21 protein-coding genes are annotated in these 19,113 nt (G+C 71.8%); 11 read left to right on the forward strand and 10 right to left on the reverse strand.

Features of this window, described 5'->3' with window-relative positions; translation table 11 throughout:
* Positions 1 to 10: 10 nt before the first annotated feature.
* From ACFY3J_RS20480 to ACFY3J_RS20525, 10 genes are all read right to left on the reverse strand, one after another.
* Positions 11 to 496 carry a 3-hydroxyacyl-ACP dehydratase FabZ family protein gene (locus tag ACFY3J_RS20480; RefSeq protein ID WP_384176404.1) on the reverse strand — a complete coding sequence of 162 codons (486 nt, stop codon included), beginning with the start codon at positions 494 to 496 and terminating at the stop codon, positions 11 to 13.
* Positions 493 to 963 carry a 3-hydroxyacyl-ACP dehydratase FabZ family protein gene (locus ACFY3J_RS20485; RefSeq protein ID WP_390841423.1) on the reverse strand — a complete coding sequence of 157 codons (471 nt, stop codon included), beginning with the start codon at positions 961 to 963 and terminating at the stop codon, positions 493 to 495. Before ACFY3J_RS20485 ends, ACFY3J_RS20480 begins: the two co-directional genes overlap by 4 nt.
* A complete protein-coding gene (locus tag ACFY3J_RS20490; protein ID WP_141356218.1) occupies positions 960 to 1,223 on the reverse strand; it encodes an acyl carrier protein in 264 nt (87 codons plus the stop codon). Before ACFY3J_RS20490 ends, ACFY3J_RS20485 begins: the two co-directional genes overlap by 4 nt.
* A 69-nt stretch (positions 1,224 to 1,292) precedes the next feature.
* Entirely contained in the window at positions 1,293 to 2,396 is a 1,104-nt protein-coding gene (locus tag ACFY3J_RS20495; RefSeq protein WP_384176409.1) for a beta-ketoacyl synthase N-terminal-like domain-containing protein, read from the reverse strand.
* Between the two features lie 27 nt (positions 2,397 to 2,423).
* Positions 2,424 to 3,464, reverse strand: a complete 1,041-nt coding sequence (locus ACFY3J_RS20500; protein WP_384176410.1) for a thioesterase family protein — start codon at positions 3,462 to 3,464, stop codon at positions 2,424 to 2,426.
* Between the two features lie 21 nt (positions 3,465 to 3,485).
* Positions 3,486 to 4,334, reverse strand: a complete 849-nt coding sequence (locus ACFY3J_RS20505; protein WP_384176412.1) for an alpha/beta fold hydrolase — start codon at positions 4,332 to 4,334, stop codon at positions 3,486 to 3,488.
* Positions 4,331 to 5,290: a beta-ketoacyl synthase N-terminal-like domain-containing protein gene (locus tag ACFY3J_RS20510; RefSeq protein WP_384176414.1), complete on the reverse strand. Its 960-nt coding sequence runs from the start codon at positions 5,288 to 5,290 to the stop codon at positions 4,331 to 4,333. The genes ACFY3J_RS20505 and ACFY3J_RS20510 overlap by 4 nt, the downstream gene beginning before the upstream one ends.
* Positions 5,287 to 6,420, reverse strand: a complete 1,134-nt coding sequence (locus ACFY3J_RS20515) for a beta-ketoacyl-[acyl-carrier-protein] synthase family protein (protein ID WP_384176416.1) — start codon at positions 6,418 to 6,420, stop codon at positions 5,287 to 5,289. The genes ACFY3J_RS20510 and ACFY3J_RS20515 overlap by 4 nt, the downstream gene beginning before the upstream one ends.
* Positions 6,417 to 7,673 carry a beta-ketoacyl-[acyl-carrier-protein] synthase family protein gene (locus tag ACFY3J_RS20520; RefSeq protein WP_384176418.1) on the reverse strand — a complete coding sequence of 419 codons (1,257 nt, stop codon included), beginning with the start codon at positions 7,671 to 7,673 and terminating at the stop codon, positions 6,417 to 6,419. Before ACFY3J_RS20520 ends, ACFY3J_RS20515 begins: the two co-directional genes overlap by 4 nt.
* Positions 7,674 to 7,728: 55 nt before the next feature.
* Entirely contained in the window at positions 7,729 to 7,980 is a 252-nt protein-coding gene (locus ACFY3J_RS20525; protein ID WP_100570041.1) for an acyl carrier protein, read from the reverse strand.
* Positions 7,981 to 8,409: 429 nt separating this feature from the next.
* Here ACFY3J_RS20525 and ACFY3J_RS20530 point away from each other — a divergent pair, with 429 nt between their 5' ends.
* From ACFY3J_RS20530 to ACFY3J_RS20580, 11 genes are all read left to right on the forward strand, one after another.
* Complete coding sequence (locus ACFY3J_RS20530; RefSeq protein ID WP_384176420.1) at positions 8,410 to 9,627, forward strand: cytochrome P450; 1,218 nt, start codon at positions 8,410 to 8,412, stop codon at positions 9,625 to 9,627.
* Between the two features lie 136 nt (positions 9,628 to 9,763).
* Positions 9,764 to 9,988, forward strand: a complete 225-nt coding sequence (locus ACFY3J_RS20535) for an MbtH family protein (RefSeq protein ID WP_141356199.1) — start codon at positions 9,764 to 9,766, stop codon at positions 9,986 to 9,988.
* Positions 9,989 to 10,147: 159 nt separating this feature from the next.
* Positions 10,148 to 10,342 (forward strand): ferredoxin, encoded by a 195-nt coding sequence (locus ACFY3J_RS20540; RefSeq protein WP_384176422.1) that lies wholly within the window; start codon positions 10,148 to 10,150, stop codon positions 10,340 to 10,342.
* A 413-nt stretch (positions 10,343 to 10,755) separates the two neighbouring features.
* Positions 10,756 to 11,568 (forward strand): LuxR family transcriptional regulator, encoded by an 813-nt coding sequence (locus tag ACFY3J_RS20545; protein ID WP_384176424.1) that lies wholly within the window; start codon positions 10,756 to 10,758, stop codon positions 11,566 to 11,568.
* 439 nt (positions 11,569 to 12,007) lie between these two features.
* Entirely contained in the window at positions 12,008 to 14,449 is a 2,442-nt protein-coding gene (locus ACFY3J_RS20550; RefSeq protein WP_390841424.1) for an ATP-binding protein, read from the forward strand.
* Between the two features lie 77 nt (positions 14,450 to 14,526).
* Positions 14,527 to 14,961 (forward strand): roadblock/LC7 domain-containing protein, encoded by a 435-nt coding sequence (locus tag ACFY3J_RS20555; protein ID WP_384176425.1) that lies wholly within the window; start codon positions 14,527 to 14,529, stop codon positions 14,959 to 14,961.
* Positions 14,958 to 15,332, forward strand: coding sequence for a DUF742 domain-containing protein (locus ACFY3J_RS20560; RefSeq protein WP_390841425.1), 375 nt, complete (start codon positions 14,958 to 14,960; stop codon positions 15,330 to 15,332). The genes ACFY3J_RS20555 and ACFY3J_RS20560 overlap by 4 nt, the downstream gene beginning before the upstream one ends.
* Positions 15,310 to 15,930, forward strand: a complete 621-nt coding sequence (locus ACFY3J_RS20565; RefSeq protein ID WP_384176429.1) for an ATP/GTP-binding protein — start codon at positions 15,310 to 15,312, stop codon at positions 15,928 to 15,930. Before ACFY3J_RS20560 ends, ACFY3J_RS20565 begins: the two co-directional genes overlap by 23 nt.
* A 74-nt stretch (positions 15,931 to 16,004) precedes the next feature.
* Positions 16,005 to 16,595, forward strand: coding sequence for a GAF domain-containing protein (locus tag ACFY3J_RS20570; protein WP_384176431.1), 591 nt, complete (start codon positions 16,005 to 16,007; stop codon positions 16,593 to 16,595).
* A 198-nt stretch (positions 16,596 to 16,793) separates the two neighbouring features.
* Entirely contained in the window at positions 16,794 to 17,822 is a 1,029-nt protein-coding gene (gene tdh / locus ACFY3J_RS20575; RefSeq protein ID WP_384176433.1) for an L-threonine 3-dehydrogenase, read from the forward strand.
* A gap of 55 nt (positions 17,823 to 17,877) precedes the next feature.
* The gene (locus ACFY3J_RS20580) at positions 17,878 to 19,077 is read left to right on the forward strand and encodes a glycine C-acetyltransferase (protein ID WP_384176435.1); all 1,200 of its coding nucleotides are present in this window, start codon (positions 17,878 to 17,880) and stop codon (positions 19,075 to 19,077) included.
* Positions 19,078 to 19,113: the final 36 nt, after the last annotated feature.

The raw sequence follows: 19,113 nt of genomic DNA on the forward strand, positions 1-19,113 counted from the left end.
GGACGTCGGCTCAACCGGCGGACGGCAGCAGCCGGCCGGCGGGGCGGAAGGCCATCACCATCCGCTCGACCGACATCACCACCTCGCCGTCGCACGAGGTCTCGCCCTCGAAAATCGCGGTGTCGGACAGGGCGCGGGAGAGCCGGGCCCGATGCAGGAGCACGTCCCCCGGCAGCGCCGGCCGGTGGAACACGACCCCGGAGAGTCCGCCGAGCAGCATCACCCGGTCGGTCTCGTGCGTGTCGCTCCGCTCGCCGGGGGAGCCCCAGGTCGCCAGGATGCCGGCGGCCTGGCCCCACGACTCGATCAGGAGCGTCTGCGGGTACTCGAGGCAGGCACCGGCCGTGTGCGTGCCGACTCTCCGGTAGCACGGCTCGTTACGGGTGATCGCCTTGGTCGCGGTGACGCTCTCACCCGGAACCAGGTCGAGGACCCGGTCGACGAGGAGGATGGGGAACCGGTGCGGAAGCAGGCGTTCGACCTGGACGGTGTTCATACGCCGACCTCACCGGAAAGCCGCAGCCGCACCGACGCGGCATCGCCCCGCTCGGTGCTCGCCCTGGCCCGGCAGCGCACACCGCCCTCGTGGTCGCGCAGCTCCAGGCGCACGGTCAGCAGGTCGCCCGGGTAGACCGCACCGAGGAAACGGGTGGACTCCACCGCGATCAGCCGGGGTTCGGGCATCCCGGACCGCTCGGCCACCGCGAGCGCGCCGCGCTGCACGCATTCGACGATGCACACGCCGGGGAAGATCGGGAAGTCGGGGTAGTGGCCGGCGAAGACCGGCTCCGTCCTGTCGATCGCGACGGTGACCACCGCGCTGAGCACGCGGCCGTCCCCGCCGGCCGCCCCGGACCGGGCCACCGACGTCACCTCGATCCCGGCGTCCACCGGGGAGGGCCTCGGGGCGAAGGAGCCCCGGACGACCGGCCCGGCCGGCGCCTCGGGCGAGGAGGTGGTCACGCCGACACCGCCAGCTTGCGCTCCAGCAGCGCGCGCGCCTGACTGAAGGTGCGGGCCGTCCGCATCTCCTGCTCGGTGAACTTGACCTGGTACTTCTTCTCCAGCACCACGACCAGTTCCAGCAGGAGCAGCGAGTCGACCTGCAACTCCTCCACGAAGTCGGTGGCTTCCTCGATCTCGGTGGCGTCGACGTCTATCACATCGGCCAGGGTCCGCCGCAGTTCTTCCTTGTCCAGCTTCTCGAAGGGCTGTGCCGCCATGACTACCGCTCTCCTCCGTTCGATTGGTTTCCGGGTACGGCCCGGTCGTCTCCGGGTACGGCCGGGTGCTCAGCGCAGCCGCAGCAGGGCGCAGCCGGTCCCGCCGTCGCGTTCCACCGCGGTGACCACCGCCACCCGCCCGGCGACGTCGGGCGTCCGCTCGGCGACCGCGAGCACGGAGGCGATCTGCAGGCTCACCGACGCCGCCGAGGCGTCCCCGAACAGCTCGGTGTTCCGCACCCGTTCGAGCGCTGCAGTGCCGAACACCCCGGCCAGCACACCGCGTTCCCGCTCGCCGAGCGCGTCGCCGGCGCCGCACGGGACGGCCGCCCACACCTGCGACGGGCCGACCCCGGCGCGGTCCATGGCGCGGCGCAGACAGGAGCCGAGCACCATCGGCAGCCGGCCCTCGGCGAACACGCCGCTCTCCACGGCCAGCACCTCGGCCAGCACGTGTTCGGCGGCGACGGACTCCTCGGGTTCCAGCAGCAGCATGCCGGCGCCCTCGCCGAGCAGCGCCGGCTTCTCCTCGTCGCCCCTGGTGTGCCACTCCAGCCAGGCCCGCTCGTTGGAGTACTCCTCCGCGGAGCCGCACAGCACCGCCTCGGCCCGGCCCGCGCCGAGCAGTCTGCGCGCGTAGTTCAGCGCGAGCAGCCCGGCCAGCCGGCCTCCGGCGATGGTGGCGTTCGGGCCCTTGATCCGGTGCCGGATCGCACACTGGCCGGCCGCGCAGTTCATCACCGTGTTGGGCATCTGCGCCGGGTCGACGAAGTACGGCTGTTCACCGGTCAGCGAGTCCCGGGTGAAGTCCATCATGCTCTGCGCGCTGCCGGTGGTGGTGCCGAGCACGACGGCCCCGCGGTCGCCGGTGGCGACCTCGCGGTTGCGCTCGGCGTCGTCGAGCAGTGCGCCGACGGCGCTGACCGCGAGTCCCGTCACCCGGTCCATCGACCGGGTGCCCTTGCGGCCCAGTGCCGCGCGCGGACTGAACCCGGGCACCAGCCTGGCCCGCTCGTCGGGCACCTGCCACTGCTCGCGGTCGATCCGGACGGCGGTCTCAGCGCCCTCGTGCATCCCCTCGACGAACGCCGCACGCCCCATCCCGAACGGGGACACGGCCGACCAGGCGGTGATCACCGGTCTGCGGACGGCGCCCATGGTGTCGCTGCTCATGGCAACAGCTCCTTTTGACAGGTCCGGTCAGCCGGCGGCGGCGGTCTTGCCGCCCAGCGCGGCCAGCACCTCGTCGTCGAAGGTGACCAGGGACCAGTCACGCTCCGGCGACTCCTTGGTGACGTAGCCGTGCGTGATGTGTCCGGTGGCGACCCGCACCAGCGCGCCGTCACGCACCACGTAGCAGTCCATCCGGGCGGTGAACAGGACGGCCTTGAAGACGTCCTCGACGGTGAAGACGGTGTACAGCTCGTCCTCGATCCGCACCTCGTCGGTGAGTTCGATGTCGCACTTGGTCACCACCGGGATCCAGCTGCGCTCGTCCAGCAGGCGCTGGATGGCGATGCCCCGGTCGGCGACGAACAGGTGCAGCACCTCCTCCATCTGCCGCAGGAAGCCGGACATCTGCATGTGGCTGGTGAAGTGGCAGTAGAAGTAGGGCACTCGCCACTTCCAGCCGAAGGCGTTGTCGTCGCCGATGATCTCGGCCAGCACCGGGTCGCCGGAGCGCGTGGTGACGCCGCGCTGCGCGGACAGGTCGATGTTGTCCACCGGGACGGCGGTGAGCTCCCTCGGTGTCGCCCGGCCCAGCCGCGGCACCACGAAGCGGGTCAGGCGCTCAGGCAGCGGCCTGGGGTCCGGCACATGCTCGATGGCCCGAAGGGCGATCTCGAACTTGCTGGTCACCGCCTTGCGCGGCGCCCCGTCCCGCTCCACGGTCCCGGTGACCGCGAAACGCAGCCGGGTGTCGGAGTCCTTGGTGACCGGCTTGACCTCGACGTCGACCGTGTCGTCCAGGGTGAGCACCGTGTGCAGCCGGGTGTCCACGGAGACGACGTCGAAGCCGACTCCGTACTCGACGTAGAGGGTCGTGGCGCCCAGACCGGCGGTGCGGAAGTGCTCGAGCACGGCGGCCTCGAGCAGGTAGTGCACGTGTTTGAAGCCGATGGTCGTGCTGATGTTGCCGCCCTCGTAGGACGGCCGCAGCGAGAAGTGGCCGGCGGCGTCGAAGAAGTCGTTCAACGCCTGCTCGGTCGGCTCGGGAACGCTGCTGATGGGGGACGTCATGCTGCTCAGGCTCCTTTTCTGTCAAGCGGGTTGGTCGACGACTGCGGGCACGGGGCGGCCGATCGAGTCGACGAACTCAGCGAGGGCGGCGGAGAAGGCGTCCGCCTGATCCACCATCGGGAAGTGGCCGGCCCCGGGGATGAACCGGCAGCGTGCGTCGGGGAGATCGGCGGCCAGCGCCGTGCTCTCGGCGGGGACGGCGGTGAAGTCGTCCTCGCCGCCGATCACCAGCGAGGGCACCGTGACCAGGTCGGTGCGCAGCCAGGGCGTGCGCAGATAGCTGCGGAAGAAGCTCAGGTAGCCGTACGGGCCGACCCGTTCGCAGACCCGCTGTGCCATGTCGCGGCGCAGCGCGGGGTCGAGCCGGGGCCCGGCCATCACCCGGATGCCCTCTTCCATGGTGCGGCGGAAGTTCTCCAGCATGTCGCCGACGACGCCGTACTCGAAGCTCTCCGGATCGCGGCGGTAGAACGGCGACACGAGCACCAGGCCCTCGATGCCGTGGCGTGCGAACGGGTCGCCACCCCGGGCGAGTTCCTCGCCGAGCAGGTCCAGCAGCAGCACGGTGGAGAAGGAGTGGGCCACCACGATGCCGGCGCCGCCGGGGACCTGCCCGAGCGCGTCCGCGACCGCCCGGGAGGCGTCCTGGCCGTAGGCCCAGGCCGGTGACTGCCCGCCGCCCCAGGGCAGTTCTGCGGCCCACAGGTCCAGGCCGCCGGCCTCGCTCCCGGCCAACTCGTCCCACACGGAGGAGCTGTTGGCCAGGCCGTGCAGCAGGAGGGCACGGGTACCGCCCGTGGGCCGCTTGCGGTGCACCGTGCACGCCGCGCCACCGGACCGGCCCGGCGCCTGCGGCCGGTCACGGCTCACCGGGCGTCTCCGGGGGCGAGCAGGAGGACTCCGGCCACACCGTCGTTCCCGCGGCCGGCCAGCGCGTAGAGGGGGCCGGGCTCGCCCGCGTCGAACCGGCCGGTGGCGGCGGCGCACTGCACCAGGCCCAGCGCACCGGAGAGCGCGCCCCAGCCGTCGGGCATCCGGTACCGGGGGACCCCGGCGAGCAGCGCCGCGGGCGGTTCGTCGTCGGCGATCTCCGGCGGGTACCAGCCGGCCGGGGTGCCGGAGCCGAGCGCGTCGAGCCGTCCGACGCACTCCTCGACCCCGCCGGTGCGCACGAAGCCGCCCAGACGGGCCCTCGGGCGTACGCCGCGCGCCCGCGCGGTCTCGGCACGCTCCAGGACCACCGCGACGGCCCCGTCCACGATGCGGTCCGCGCCGACCAGCTCGCGCACCACCTCGTTGTCCGGTTCGACCCCGACGACCAGCACGTGCTCGGCCCGTCCGGAGCGCAGCAGGCCCGCGGCCCAGCGCAGGGCGTCGAGCCCAGAGGCGTCGCCGTTGCAGACGGTCAGGTTCGGGCCGCCCAGCTTGAACCGGATCGCGATCTCGGAGGCGACGATGTTGCTCGAGGCGTTGGGGCTGTCCATCGGGCTCGTGCCCCGGGTCGTCTCGGCCGCGATGGTCGTGACCACGCGGCAGACGGTGTCCGCGTTCCCGTAGTTGGACGCCACCACGACACCGACGCCGCCGCCCTCGACCAGCGGGCCGTCCGCGTCCCTCAGTCCGGCGTCGCACAGTCCGGCGAAGGCCGCGCACAGACCGAGCCGGGTGGCGCGGTCCTTGTACTTCAGGCCCTTCCTGCCGAGCCGGGCGGCCGGGTCCACCGGCTCCGCGGGAAAGCCCGGTCCGGTCACCAGGTCCTCGGTACCGGCCACTCCGGGCAGGGCAGTACCCACACCGCTGACCACGATCCGCGGGAACTCGTTCATCGGGCCGCCTCCACGATGGCCACCGCGTTCAGTCCGCCGAAGCCGAAGCCGTTGACCTGCGCCACATCGACGCGACCGGTGGCCTCGGTGGTGTGCACCAGCCGCAACGCGCTCACGTCCTCGGTGGGTTCGTCGAGTTCGGTCACCGGCGGGATCCGCCCGGTCGACATCGCCCGCAGGGCCGTGATGAGGCTGAGCGCCCCGGCCGAGCCGGCGGTGTGCCCGGTCATCGACTTGACGGCGGTCACCAGCGGTACGCGCTCGTGCTCGCCGAAGACCTCGCGCAGGGCCCGTACCTCCACCTCGTCGTTGAGCGGGGTACCGGTGCCGTGCAGCATGACCAGGTCCACGTTCTCCGGTTTCACCCCGGCCCGTTGGTGCGCCTGCCTGATCGCGGCGGCGACCCCGGCCTGGAGGGGCGCGGTGGTGTGGTGGGCGTCGCAGTTCACACCGACCGACCGCACCCTGCCGTGGATCCGGCGGTGGTCCGGCTCGCGCGCCAGCACGATCGCGCCGGCGCCCTCGCCGAGGATGGTGCCCTTGCGGTCGACGTCGAAGGGTCTGAGCCGGCCGGGCGGCTCCAGCTGGAAGGCGTCGGTCAGCCCGAACATGCTCTCCGTGATCGAGTCGGTGCCGGCCACGATCACGTGCTCCACCGCGCCGGTCTCCAGCTGGTCGACGGCGAGTGCCAGCGCGTACAGCGAGGCGGAGCAGGCGTTGGAGAAGGTGTGCGTGTCGACCGCGCCGAAGCGTTCCCGAAGGGCGGTGCCGAAATGCATCCGCTCCGCCGCGAACTCGGCGCCGTCGCGCCACCACAGCTCCAGCGACCGCAGTTCCCGCAGTCCGGTGCCGATCAGGATCGGCACGTCGCGGAGGTCCTCACCGAGGCCGGCGTCACGGGCCGCCTGGCCCACCGCGTCGAGCAGGAACCCGGTCGCCCGGCCCGGCACGTCCACGCCCGGCGCGGGCCGGTCGTCGATCTCGAAGAGATGGCCCGCCTTGAACTTCGACCGGTCGAAGCCGCGCAGCGGAGCCAGCCCGCTCCGTCCGGCGCACAGGCTCTCGAACAGCTCGGACGGGTCGCGGCCGATGCTCGCGACCGCGCCGATTCCGACGACGGGCCGGCTCATGAGGCCTGCTCCTCGTACTTGGCGAGGATCACCACGGCGTTGTTGCCGCCGAAGGCCATCCCGTTGTTCTGCACGATCCTCAGCTCGGCGTCGACGGCGTGGTTGGGCACGCAGTCGACCTCGCATTCGGGGTCGGTCTCCCGGTGGTTGATGGTCGGCGGGATGAACCCGCCCTCGACGGCCAGGGCGCAGGCGATCGCGGCGAGCGCGCTGGCGGCGCCCATGGTGTGGCCGAGCATCGACTTCAGCGAGACGGTGCGCGGCGGCGCCTCGCCGTAGACGTCGCGGACCGCGCGGGTCTCGGTGACGTCGTTCGCCTTGGTGCCGGTTCCGTGCGCGGAGATCAGATCGACCTCGGACGGCTTCACCCCGGCGTTGTTCAGGGCCAGTTCCATGCAGCGGGCGATGCTGCCCTGGTTGGGCGCGACCGGGTGGTCGGCATCGCAGTTCAGCCCGTAGCCCAGGACCTCGGCGTGGATGGTGGCACCGCGGCGCAGTGCCGACTCCAGGGACTCCAGGACCAGTACGCCGGCGCCTTCACCGGTCAGGATGCCCTTGCGGTCCTTGTCGAACGGCCGGCAGCAGTCCGGGGCGATCGTGCCCAGCCGGTAGAAGCCGGCGAAGGTCTTGCGGCACATCGCGTCCGCGCCGCCGCACAGCGCGAACTCGACCTCGCCGGTGCGCACCGCGTCGAAGCCGTAGCCGATGGCGTAGTTGCCCGCGGCGCAGGCGGTCGGAATGGTGACCGCCTCGACGTCCTCCAGGCCCAGTTCGTGCGCGACGGCCGTGGCAAGCCGGCTCGCCGGAACCCGCCGGACCACCTTCGGATCCATCTTCTCGGGTCCGTGCTCGATCTCGGTCTCGACCAGGCGGTCGAGGTCGTGCGACTCCCCGTCGGTGGACCCGATGGAGATCAGGCCGCGCTGACCGCGCAGGACGTCCTCGCTCAGTCCGGCGTGGGCCACGGCCATCCGGGCCGCGGCCACCGAGAAGCGGGTGGCGGGGCCGAGTTCGTCGACCTCCAGGGTGCGGATCCACTGGCGTGGCTCGAAGCCGACGAGTTCGCAGCCGTTGGCGTGGGCGAACCCCTCGGTCGCGAACCTGGTGATCGGCTTGGCGCCGCTGAGCCCGGACCGCAGCCCCTCGGCGAACTCGACCGCGCCCACACCGATGCTCGAGAAGACTCCGAAGCCGGTCAGGACCACGCGATGCGCTGGTGGTGCCGACCCGTTGCTGGTTGCAGTTGCACGCATGGTCTCTCCGTCCGGTTTCGATCGGCGGTGCCGCGGCGGTACCGCTCGCTCGGGGCTACTTGCCGGCGGCTTCCGCGACGACCTCTTCCACACCCTTGAGGTTGACCATGCGGCCCAGTTCGGCCTGGTCGATGACGACGTGGAAGTGCTTCTCCAGGGCGGCGAGGATCTCGATCGCACGCAGCGAGTCGGCGCCGTGGTCCTCCTTGAACAGGCTGCTCTCGGTGACCTCGTCCTCCTCGAGCTCGAGAATGTCGCAGACGATTTCCTTGATTTTCTCGGACGTGCTCTCCGCAGAGGTCGTCATATCGCTCCTGCTCCCTCGTGATGGTGACGCAGGCCCGAACGAGCCGCGCACGGATTGGAAGAGTTCGATCACCAAGTCCGGCACGGATGTTCCTCGCTCATGCCGGCAATTCCTCTTGGAATTCGGCGCATCATTCACACGCCTCGGCGAACGTAGCCGGGGTGAACCGGCGTTCACCAGGTCGGTACGAAGAATTCGAATCAGCACGGACCGCCGTGTGCGGCCGGGGCAGCCTTCGCCGGCCGTGGGACCGGATCACCCGGCCCTCGGAGGTGAGGTGCCCTTTCCGGCACTCGCGGCCCGGCCCGGAGCGGTACATCGAAGATTCCACATCAGCGCTGACGGCGGCATCCGGCCGGGCCAGGCTGGTGGGCCGGACGTGCCCCGCGAACAGTGCGGAGGCACCGGACGACCGCAGGGAGAGCATCGATGGCAGCCGGCGGAGCGCTTTCGAAGCACTGGATGTTCAGTGACGACTACACCCAGAACCCGTATCCGACCTTCGCCGTGCTGCGCGCCGAACAGCCGGTGACCATGGTGCGGACGCCCGACGGAGCGCGGGCCTGGGTGGTCACCCGGCACGAGGACGTCCGCAACGCACTGGCCGACCCCCGGATGAGCCGGGACATCGGGAGCCTGTACCGGGCGCTCGGCCGGCAGATCGGCAAGGAGCTGACACCGGCCGACGAGATCACGCATCACCTGGCCAACTCCGACCCGCCGCGGCACACCCGGCTGCGCAAGGCGCTGGTGTTCGCCTTCACCCCCAAACGGGTCGCGAACATGCGCCCCAGCCTGGAGAAGGTCGTCGACGGACTGCTCGACGAGCTGGCCGGGCAGCCGCGGCCGGACCTGCTGGCCGGTCTCACCGAGCCGCTGCCGATCATCGCGATCGCCCAGTTGCTGGGCGTTCCGGCCTCCGACTGGCGGCAGTTCAAGGTCTGGTCGAACACGATGCGGTCCACCGACGCGGCCGATCCGACCGGCGTCCTCGCCGAGCACACCAGGCAACTGTCCACGTACATGGCCGATCTGATCGCGGAGAAGAAGCACCACCCGAGCGACGACCTCGTCTCCGCGATGGTGCACGCCGAGGGCGACAAGCTGCTGACCCCGAAGGAGATCCTCTCCACCGCGTTCGCGCTGATGACCGGCGGCAACGAGACGACCACCGCGCTGGTGACCGGCTGCTTCGTCGGGCTGCTGACCCACCCCGGGCAGGCCGCGCGGCTCAAGGCCGACCTCGACCGGATCCCCCAGGTGGTCGACGAGTTGATCCGTTTCGCCGGACCCATGATGTACACCCTTCAGCGGCTGACCCTGGAGGACGTCGAGATCGCGGGCACCACGATTCCGGCGGGCGAGATCGTGATGCTCTCCCCGGCCAGCGCGAACCACGATCCGGAGGCCTTCCCCGACCGGCCGGACGAACTGGACATCGACCGGCCGAAGCCGGCGCACCTCACCTTCGGCCACGGCATCCACTACTGCATCGGAACGCATCTGGCCCGGGCCCAGGCGGAGATATCGATCCGGCGCGTCTACGAGCGATTCCCGGACGTCCGTCTCGCCGTGCACCCGTCGGAACTGCGTTATCAGCCCGCCCTGCTCGTCAGGGCACCGGCCGCCCTCCCCGTCAGGCTCTGATGTTCCTCAGCCGCTTACCCAGCTCGAAATCGAACCGTCCGGGAGGATCGAAAACACCGATACGAAGGATTTCCCGCAATCTCTTGTGGACACAACCCGGTTCAGGCGGACCGCATCGCAGGATGGAGAAGGGCATATGAGCACCAATCCTTTCGAGGACAACGACGCCGACTACTACGTGCTGGTCAATGACGAGGGACAGCACTCGCTGTGGCCGGCCTTCGCGGAGGTGCCGGCGGGCTGGACGGTCGCGCACGGCCGGGACAGCCGGGAGGCGTGCCTGGAGTACGTCAACGAGAACTGGACCGACATGCGGCCGCTCAGCCTGGTGCGCGAGATGGAGGCGGCGGCCGGCAAGTAGCCGGTGGTCGCGGGCTGATCTGTGCGCGGGGTGGTGACGCCCGCGGGGCGGTGACGCCACGCCCGCACGGATCAGCTCTCTTCGCGCCCGGACGTTCCGGGCGGTCGGGGCCCGGCCGTCGGCCCGGGCAGGTCGCGCCACTTCTCCGAGGAGGAAGTCATGAAGGTGCTCATCGACCAGGACACGTGCGTCGCCTCCGGCCAGTGCGTGCTGACCGCCGCCGACGTCTTCGACCAGCGGGACGAGGACGGCACCGCCGTACTGCTCGACGACAACCCGCCCGCCGACCGCGCCGACGACGTCCGGCACGCAGCCGCGGTCTGCCCGGCCCGGGCGATCCGGCTGGAGGAGTGACGGCGGGTGGTGCGCACGAGGATGCCGAGAGGGGTTCCGACCGGTCTCCGGAGGTTTACTTCCCGGCAGAACTTTCTTTGGTCCAGGGGCCGTTGACGTGGAACATGTTGCCGAACTAGCGTCCCATCCAGTTCACAGACATCATACGTGTCCCAGGTGGGCCCCCACGTCCCATGAGGGCGGGGGACTCGCGCCCAAACCGCCGGCGCCTGCCAGTCCGAATCGTGCGGCCCGGCGGCCGGCAGTGCGCGATCGGGGCGCGGGCGCGGCCTTCACCGGGCATGCCCATCGCCATGGTCGAGCACTCAGGTGCAGTCAGATTCGGCCAGACGGGGTGAGGAATGCGGAACCAGTTCGGGGGAAGGTCGCACGAACACGGGGGAGCCGACGGGGAGGGGGCGGTCCGGCACGACATGGACAAGGCCCTCCTGGACGTGCATTCCGTGATCCTCTCCATGGTGGCGAAGCACCGGGACGGGATGTCCCGCGAACCGCTCGCCACCGGGCTGAACCCGGTCGACCCCGAGATCCTCGCCGCCGCCGTGGAACTGGTGGAAGGGGCTGGACGTACCGTCGACGCCGTGGTCGCCTTACCCGGCCACGCGGAGGCCGTCTGCGCGATGCTGCGTGAACTGCTCCTGAGACGCGGCGACTTGCGGATCCGGATCCTGTGCACCCGTGCCACGCTCGACCACGACCTGGTGCGGGAGTTCGCCCGCAGGGGGCGCAAGGCCGTCCGCATTGCCCGCATTCCGCTGATGACGGCCCTGATCGCCGACGGCCGGACGGCGCTGGTGTGCACCGAGATGGCCGGCGAGCGACAGGCGTCCGTCCTGCGGGCGTCCTCCGTGGCCCAGTGCGGCCAGACCCTCTTCGACACCGTCTGGAGTCACGCGGTCGACGCCACCGCCTGGCTGGGCTTCGGCGCCCATGCCCGTGTCGAACTCGTCCAGCAGATACTCCACTACCTCCACACCGGGGCCACCGACGAGGCCGCATCCCGTGAGCTGTCCATCTCGGTGCGCACCTATCGTCGGCACATCGCCACCATCATGGAACTCCTCGACGCAAGGTCCCGTTTCCAGGCGGGAGTGCGTGCCGCGGAACTCGGGCTGCTCACCCGCGTCCGCCCGGGGGCGGAACCGCCTCGCGGGCGTCCGCCGGCGGGATGGGCGGCGGGCGGCGGCACACCACCACCTCGCGGCGGCTACTCCCCGGTCGCCTGAGCACGGACCGGCACAGCGGGTGACGGTGCCGAGGGCGCTGGTCGGGGCAGGGGGGAGCCGGGATCGTTCCGGCCGGACGAGACCGGACGAGACCGGACCGAGACCGCATGGACGGCGGGGCCGGAGAGGAGATGCCTCTCCGGCCCCGCCGTCCGTTCACGACCGGTTCCGACCAGGTGGGATCGAAGTATTTCGGTTCGCTGGTCTGTGACGGCGAAGGTGCTCGCTCTGTCGTGCGAACGCTCATACCAGAGCGGGACGCTTCCTGGGGGATTTCGTCAACCTTCCCTCTCGCTTGGCGCGTTGGTGACTACTGTGAGTGGCCGTGGGGCGACGCGGGGCCGTACACGCGCCGCTGTCGACCGGCAAAGCGATGGCGCATGCCCGCTCGCGCCCCAGGCGCGAGTACACAGGCCCGACGGACCCGTACGAGGAACAGATGTCTCACCTCCGTGCACCGGCCGCCCGCGCAGACCGCCGTGAGGGCGGGCGGCACGGGCGCTCGGTCACCCGCACCGTCCCCTCGCTGCCCGAGACCCGTCTACGGCCTCAGCTGCTGCGCCTGGCGGTGCTGCCGCCGACCTCGGTCGCGCTCAGCGCCGGCGCGGCCGTGCTCTTCACCGTGCGCTCCACCGGCGCACGCCCCGGTCTCGTCCTGTGGGCCGTGCTCGCCGGGGCGTTCGCGGTCACGCTCGCGGGCATCGCGATCGCCGCCCTCGCCGCCGGCCGGGCCGCCCGTTCGGTGCACGACCGGATCGGCGTCCTGCGCCGCGGCACCGCGCACCGCGAGGCCGAACTGCGCGCCCTCGTCGACGCCCTGCGCCAGGGCGAGGCCCCGCCGCGGCGCAAGCCGCGCGGCGGTCCGTCGGAGGACGCCGACGAGGTCGACCTGCTCGCAGCCGACCTGGCGCGCGCCCACGACGGGGCCGTCGCCGCCGTCGTGCAGGCCGCCCAGCTGTCCAGCCAGACGGGCAGCGAACAGAAACTGGAGGTCTTCGTCAATCTCGCCCGGCGCCTCCAGTCCCTCGTGCACCGGGAGATCTCCACCCTCGACGAGCTGGAGAACGACATCGAGGACCCCGACCTGCTCAAGGGCATCTTCCATGTCGACCACCTCGCCACCCGGGTCCGCCGGCATGCCGAGAACCTCGCCGTCCTCGGCGGAGCCGTCTCCCGCCGCCAGTGGAGCAACCCGGTCTGCATGACGGAGGTGCTGCGCTCGGCCATCGCCGAGGTCGAGCAGTACTCGCGGGTCAAACTCGCCCCGCCGATCGAGGGGCGGCTGCGCGGCCACGCCGTCGCCGACGTGATCCACCTGCTGGCCGAACTCGTCGAGAACGCCACGCTGTTCTCCGCGCCGCAGACCCAGGTCCTGCTGCGCGCCAACCTCGTCACCTCCGGACTCGCGGTGGAGGTCGAGGACCGGGGCCTGGGCATGCCGGTCGGCGAGCAGGTCCGGATGAACGCCCTGCTGGCCGACCCCGACCAGGTCAACGTCGCGAGCCTGCTCGCCGACGGCCGCATCGGGCTGTACGTGGTCTCCCAGCTCGCCAGGCGGCACGGCATCACCGTCCGCCTGCAGACCAACATCTACGGCGGTGTGCAGGCGGTCGTCGTCGTGCCGCAGGCACTGCTGGGAACGTCAACGGGAGCCTCCGGCACGTCGTTCGGGGCGCTGGACACCGGCATGCGGCCCGCGGCCCCGGCGCCGTACCCGTCGAGCGCCGCCCCGTCACTCCCGGACGGCGGCCACGCGCACGCTGTCCCGCCGGCCCTGAACGGCGGCGGCACCCACCGGGCGACGGCCGTGTCCGGCCGTCGCGGGGAGCCCGCGCGAGGCGTGCACGGCACCGGCGTACGACCCGCGCCGAGCCCCGTCACCGGCCTGCTCGGCGGCCCCGCCCGCCCCGGCGACACGCGCCGACGCGACGGCGGGATGCATCCCGTGGCGGGCGCCGACGCGCGCCGCGTCCCCGGCGCACACGGAGGCGTTCTGCCGCCGCCCGCCGTACCCCGCGTGAACGGCGCCCCCGGACCCGTCACGCCTGTGTCCGGGGGCGACACACCCATGTCTGTGCCTGCGCCGATGTCTGGTGGCGACATGCCTGTGTCGGTACACGCGCCGATCTCCGGTGGCGACATGCCTGTGTCCATGCCTGGGCCTGTGTCTGGGGACGACATGCCTGTGTCCGTTCCTGCGCCCATGTCCGGTGGCGGCACGCGCATGTCCGTACCCGCGCCCGCTCCCGGGGGCCACACGCCGATGTCCGGTGGCGACACGCCCATGCCCATGCCGTTGTCCGGTGGCGACACGCCCACCCCCGGACCCGGCGGCGATCCACTGCCCGCCCCCGCCCCCGCCTCGCCCGGTGACGACGTGCGGTCCGTCGAGTCCGCCGACGGCGACCACCCCGATCCCCTGCCGCGGCGAACGGCACGCGAAGGGCAGGACACTCCCGCGGAGGCCGTGCCGGGCATCCGGCCCGCCGAGCGGGCAGCCACGGCGGCGAACGCCGATGCGCCGCCCGTTCCGCGCGCCGGAGCGGTGCGCGGAACCATGGAGAGGCCCCGACTGCCCCGGCGGCGCGCCCAGGAGCACCTCGTGCCGCAGCTGCGCGGTGGCCCGCTGCCGCGCCAGGAATCCGAGTACGTCGCCGGCCACGACCCCGGGCTGATGGCGGCCTTCCGGCGCGGGACGGGACTCGCCGAGTCGGAGCAGCGCCGGGAGCCGGCCGCCGCGGAGCCGGCCCGCCCGCACGACCCGCACCCCCCGGGCGGCGCCCACCCCCTGGACGCGTCCGGTGCGACGGAGGCGCGGCCCGTGCTCCTGCCAGGACAGCACCTCACCCTCCGGCACGACGGGAGCGAGCCGGCCGGATGATCAGCCCGCCCAGCCCCGCCACCACTCCCGACCCCAGCGCTTGCGCAGACCTTCGGACCCCAAGGAGTCGATCCACCATGGCGAACGATGCGTCGACCGGCCGTGTCTCCGACCTCGACTGGCTGATGAGCGGCCTCGTGCAGCGCGTACCGCACACCACCAGCGCGGTGCTGCTGTCCTGCGACGGGCTGGTGAAGTCCGTGCACGGCCTCGACCACGACAGCGCCGACCACATGGCCGCCCTGGCCTCCGGCCTGTACTCCCTCGGCCGCAGCGCCGGCGTCCGCTTCGGCGACGGCGGCGAGGTACGGCAGGTCGTCGTCGAACTGGACTCGACACTGCTGTTCGTCGCCACCGCCGGTACCGGCACCTGCCTCGCCGTGCTCGCCGGCCGCGAGGCCGACGCGGCCGTGCTGGGCTACGAGATGGCGATGCTGGTCAAGAGCGTCCGCCCCTACCTCGAGACCGCGCCCCGGCAGCATTCCGTCGAATCCCGGGCGCTGCGGCCTTGAGCGCGGCGGCGGCCGGCGACAGGCCCTGGCTCGACGACGCGGCCGGACGGCTGGTGCGCCCCTTCACCGTCAGCGGCGGCCGCACCCGGCCCAGCATCGCACTCGACCTCATGTCGCAGGTGATGGCCACCGGGGTGACACCGCTGGCCTACCTCGGCCCGGAGCACGGCCAGGCACTCGACCTGTGCCGCGCCCCCCTCCCGGTGGCCGAGGTCGCCGCCCATCTGAAGCTGCCGGCCGTGGTGACCAAGGTGCTGCTGTCCGACCTCGTCGACTGCGGGGCGCTGACCACCAGGCCCCCCGCGTACCACCACCCCACCGACCGGGCTCTTCTGGAGGCAGTGCTCGATGGACTACGACGACAGCTCTGACTACGACGGCGGCCTCGATCCCTTCCCCACCGCGCTGAAGATCCTGGTGGCGGGAGGGTTCGGGGTGGGCAAGACCACCTTCGTCGGCGCGGTCAGCGAGATCGCGCCGCTGAGCACGGAGGAGTTGCTCACCACGGTCAGCGCGGCAACGGACAACCTCGACGGCGTGGAGAACAAGGTCGAGACGACCGTCGCGATGGACTTCGGCCGCATCACCCTGGACCCGAGGCACGTGCTCTACCTGTTCGGCACGCCCGGCCAGGAACGGTTCTGGTTCATGTGGGACGAGCTGTGCGAGGGCGCCCTGGGCGCGGTGATCCTCGCCGACACCCGCAGGCTGGAGGAGTGCTTCGCCGCCGTCGACTTCTTCGAACGGCGCGGCCTCGCCTTCGTCGTCGGCGTCAACGAGTTCGACGGCGCCCACCGCTACGACCCCGAGGAGGTGCGGGCGGCCCTCGACCTCGACCCGCGGATCCCCGTGGTCCCCTGCGACGCCCGTATCTCCAGCTCGGGCATCCAGACCCTGCTGACCCTCGTCCGGCATCTCATCGCCCATGCACCCGCCGTCCCCGCACCGAGCCAGGGCGCGCACAGGTGACCCCGGCACACTGACACTCGCACACCGCCACGGAGCCCGTACATGACATACGCCGACAGCGACGGAGCCCGGCCATGAGCTACGACCCGCCCCGCCCGGCCGGTCGCCTGCTGCTGACCCCCGAGGACAAGGACGCCCCCGCCCGCACCGAGCGACTGCGGCGGCTGGGCCTGGGGGAGCGGCCCGAGCCGGCCCTGGACGCCTTCGCCGACCGCCTCGCCGCGTTCACCCGGGCGCCGTACGCGATGGTCAACTTCCTCGACGAGGAAGGGCAGTTCTTCGCCGGACTGCACCGGCCCGAGCGTGACGTCCTGACCGTCGACACCGGCGGCGACGGCGACGGGAGCCGGCGTGAGGTGGGCCGCCGCCTGGCCCGCGACCACGGCTTCTGCCCGCATGTCGTGGTGCGGCGCAAGGCGCTGGTGCTGGAGGACGTCAGCGACTATCCGCGCTTCGCGGGCAACCCGATCGTGGACGAGTTCGGCATCCGCTCCTATCTGGGCGCGCCGCTCATCGACAGTACGCAGATGGTGCTGGGCACGGTGTGCGTCGTCGACGTCGAGCCGCGGCCATGGGGCAGGGAGGGGCTTCGGACCATCAAGGCGGCCGCGGCGGAACTCGCCCCGCGGCTGGAACGCGGGGAGACAGAGGGCTTCCTGTTCTGACGGCCGGGCGAAGGCCTCGCACCTCGCGCGAGCGCGCTCGCGGACGGCGTGAAGCGGAGCTGTGGCCGCGCTTAAGAAATCCTCGATGGACCATCGTGCCGCCGTACGGCAGATTGCTAGCGGAATCCACCCCTCCCCCCGGACGCGGGCTGCCCCGGCATGCCCGGACCCGGGGCCGGAACCACAGGAGCAGTAGCGTTGAAGGCGCTGGTCAAGCAGAAGGCGGAGCCCGGGTTGTGGCTCGCGGACGTCCCCGAGCCCGCCATCGGACCCGGCGATGTACTGATCAAGGTCCTGCGGACCGGCATCTGCGGCACCGACCTGCACATCCGGGCCTGGGACGGCTGGGCCCAGCAGGCGATCCGCACCCCGCTCGTGGTCGGGCACGAGTTCGTCGGCGAGGTCGTCGAGACCGGCTCCGACGTCACCGACATCAAGCCCGGCGACCGGGTCAGCGGCGAGGGCCACCTGGTGTGCGGCAAGTGCCGCAACTGCCTGGCCGGACGCCGCCACCTGTGCCGGGCCACCGTCGGCCTCGGTGTGGGACGCGACGGCGCGTTCGCCGAGTACGTCGCCCTGCCCGCCGCCAACGTCTGGGTGCACCGCGTCCCCGTCGACCTCGACATCGCCGCGATCTTCGACCCGTTCGGCAACGCCGTGCACACCGCGCTGTCCTTCCCGCTGGTCGGTGAGGACGTCCTGATCACCGGCGCCGGCCCGATCGGCCTGATGGCGGCGGCCGTCGCGCGGCACGCGGGCGCGCGCAACGTGGTGATCACCGACGTGAGCGAGGAGCGGCTGGAGCTGGCCCGCAAGATCGGCGTGAGCCTCGCCCTCGACGTCTCCCGGGACACGATCGCCGGGGGGCAGCGCACGCTGGGCCTGCGCGAGGGCTTCGACGTCGGCCTGGAGATGTCCGGCCGTCCCGAGGCGATGCGCGACATGATCGCGAACATGACGCACGGCGGCAAGATCGCCATGCTCGGCCTGCCCGCCCAGGAGTTCCCCGTCGACTGGGCCCGTGTCGTCACCTCGATGATCACCATCAAGGGCATCTACGGCCGGGAGATGTTCGAGACCTGGTACGCCATGTCGGTGCTGCTGGAGGGCGGCCTCGACCTCGCCCCCGTCGTCACCGGCCGGTACGGCTACGAGGACTTCGAGGCGGCCTTCGCCGACGCCGCGAGCGGCAAGGGCGGAAAGATCATCCTCGACTGGACCGTGTGACCGCGTACCCCCTTCTTCCGCCGCTCTTCTGCCGGCACCTTCAAGGAGCACCCTGATGTTCGACTCCGTGCGCGACGACCTGCGCGCCACCCTCGACGAGATCCGCGCCGCCGGGCTGCACAAGCCCGAGCGCGTCATCGGCACCCCGCAGTCCGCGACCGTCGAGGTCACCGCGGGCGGCCGCCCCGGCGAGGTCCTCAACTTCTGCGCCAACAACTACCTCGGCCTCGCCGACCACCCCGAGGTCGTCGCCGCCGCCCACGAGGCCCTGGACCGCTGGGGCTACGGCATGGCCTCCGTGCGCTTCATCTGCGGCACCCAGGAGGTGCACAAGGAGCTGGAGGCCCGGCTGTCGGCGTTCCTCGGCCAGGAGGACACGATCCTGTACTCCTCCTGCTTCGACGCCAACGGCGGCGTGTTCGAAACGCTGCTCGGCCCGGAGGACGCGGTCATCTCCGACGCCCTCAACCACGCCTCGATCATCGACGGCATCCGGCTGTCCAAGGCCCGCCGCTTCCGCTACGCCAACCGCGATCTCGCGGACCTGGAGCGGCAGTTGAAGGAGGCCACCGAGGGCGGGGCGCGCCGCAAGCTGGTCGTCACCGACGGCGTGTTCTCGATGGACGGCTATGTGGCGCCGCTGCGCGAGATCTGCGACCTGGCCGACCGCTACGACGCCATGGTCATGGTCGACGACTCCCACGCCGTCGGCTTCGTCGGCCCCGGCGGCCGCGGCACCCCCGAACTGCACGGTGTCATGGACCGCGTGGACATCATCACCGGCACCCTCGGCAAGGCGCTCGGCGGTGCCTCCGGCGGCTATGTCGCCGCCCGCGCCGAGATCGTCGCCCTGCTGCGCCAGCGCTCCCGGCCGTACCTGTTCTCCAACACGCTCGCCCCGGTGATCGCGGCGGCCTCCCTGAAGGTGCTGGACCTGCTGGAGTCCGCGGACGACCTGCGGGTCCGGCTCGCCGAGAACACCGCGCTGTTCCGCCGCCGGATGACCGAGGAGGGCTTCGACATCCTCCCCGGCGACCACGCCATCGCCCCGGTGATGATCGGCGACGCGGCCAAGGCGGGCAGCATGGCGGAGCTGCTCCTTGAGCGCGGCGTGTACGTGATCGGCTTCTCCTACCCGGTCGTGCCGCAGGGCCAGGCCCGCATCCGCGTGCAGCTGTCCGCGGCGCACTCCATCGAGGACGTGAACCGCGCGGTGGACGCGTTCGTCGCGGCGCGCGCCGAGCTGGAGGGCTGAGCCGGAGGCCGACCGGCCGCAGGCCTTGCGATAATC

This window comes from Streptomyces sp. NPDC001231, from assembly GCF_042896885.1.
GTDB lineage: Bacteria > Actinomycetota > Actinomycetes > Streptomycetales > Streptomycetaceae > Streptomyces.

What these genes read in the sequence shown, in the direction of transcription:
- ACFY3J_RS20480 (WP_384176404.1), bottom strand. Translation starts at nt 496, where the DNA reads ATGAACACCGTCCAGGTCGAACGCCTGCTTCCGCACCGGTTCCCCATC.
- ACFY3J_RS20490 (WP_141356218.1), bottom strand. Translation starts at nt 1,223, where the DNA reads ATGGCGGCACAGCCCTTCGAGAAGCTGGACAAGGAAGAACTGCGGCGG.
- ACFY3J_RS20495 (WP_384176409.1), bottom strand. Translation starts at nt 2,396, where the DNA reads ATGAGCAGCGACACCATGGGCGCCGTCCGCAGACCGGTGATCACCGCC.
- ACFY3J_RS20500 (WP_384176410.1), bottom strand. Translation starts at nt 3,464, where the DNA reads ATGACGTCCCCCATCAGCAGCGTTCCCGAGCCGACCGAGCAGGCGTTG.
- ACFY3J_RS20510 (WP_384176414.1), bottom strand. Translation starts at nt 5,290, where the DNA reads ATGAACGAGTTCCCGCGGATCGTGGTCAGCGGTGTGGGTACTGCCCTG.
- ACFY3J_RS20515 (WP_384176416.1), bottom strand. Translation starts at nt 6,420, where the DNA reads ATGAGCCGGCCCGTCGTCGGAATCGGCGCGGTCGCGAGCATCGGCCGC.
- ACFY3J_RS20520 (WP_384176418.1), bottom strand. Translation starts at nt 7,673, where the DNA reads ATGCGTGCAACTGCAACCAGCAACGGGTCGGCACCACCAGCGCATCGC.
- ACFY3J_RS20525 (WP_100570041.1), bottom strand. Translation starts at nt 7,980, where the DNA reads ATGACGACCTCTGCGGAGAGCACGTCCGAGAAAATCAAGGAAATCGTC.
- ACFY3J_RS20530 (WP_384176420.1), top strand. Translation starts at nt 8,410, where the DNA reads ATGGCAGCCGGCGGAGCGCTTTCGAAGCACTGGATGTTCAGTGACGAC.
- ACFY3J_RS20535 (WP_141356199.1), top strand. Translation starts at nt 9,764, where the DNA reads ATGAGCACCAATCCTTTCGAGGACAACGACGCCGACTACTACGTGCTG.
- ACFY3J_RS20540 (WP_384176422.1), top strand. Translation starts at nt 10,148, where the DNA reads ATGAAGGTGCTCATCGACCAGGACACGTGCGTCGCCTCCGGCCAGTGC.
- ACFY3J_RS20545 (WP_384176424.1), top strand. Translation starts at nt 10,756, where the DNA reads ATGGACAAGGCCCTCCTGGACGTGCATTCCGTGATCCTCTCCATGGTG.
- ACFY3J_RS20550 (WP_390841424.1), top strand. Translation starts at nt 12,008, where the DNA reads ATGTCTCACCTCCGTGCACCGGCCGCCCGCGCAGACCGCCGTGAGGGC.
- ACFY3J_RS20555 (WP_384176425.1), top strand. Translation starts at nt 14,527, where the DNA reads ATGGCGAACGATGCGTCGACCGGCCGTGTCTCCGACCTCGACTGGCTG.
- ACFY3J_RS20565 (WP_384176429.1), top strand. Translation starts at nt 15,310, where the DNA reads ATGGACTACGACGACAGCTCTGACTACGACGGCGGCCTCGATCCCTTC.
- ACFY3J_RS20570 (WP_384176431.1), top strand. Translation starts at nt 16,005, where the DNA reads ATGAGCTACGACCCGCCCCGCCCGGCCGGTCGCCTGCTGCTGACCCCC.
- ACFY3J_RS20580 (WP_384176435.1), top strand. Translation starts at nt 17,878, where the DNA reads ATGTTCGACTCCGTGCGCGACGACCTGCGCGCCACCCTCGACGAGATC.